Genomic DNA, 215 nt, shown 5'->3' with positions numbered 1-215 from the left:
TGCTTTTTTGATAGTGTGTGCTCACTTAAAATTTAACGTTGGCGCTTTGTTTTGTTCAGTTTTCAAAGAGCAATTTGACTCTTCTTAAAGAATCAACTTTCATATCATAACAAACCCAAAACGGCTTGTCAAGTTTTTTTGGTGGAGCCTAGCGGGATCGAACCGCTGACCTCCTGCGTGCAAGGCAGGCGCTCTCCCAGCTGAGCTAAGGCCCC

1 tRNA gene is annotated in these 215 nt (G+C 44.7%); it reads right to left on the bottom strand.

The annotated features are described in order from the left end of the window. Positions 1–139: 139 nt before the first annotated feature. A tRNA-Ala gene (locus ACYP5M_RS26935) sits at positions 140–215 on the bottom strand.

The organism is Peribacillus sp. N1 (assembly GCF_054600815.1).
The sequence above is the reverse complement of the archived record's forward strand: the minus strand, read 5'-3'. Positions and strand labels throughout refer to the sequence as shown.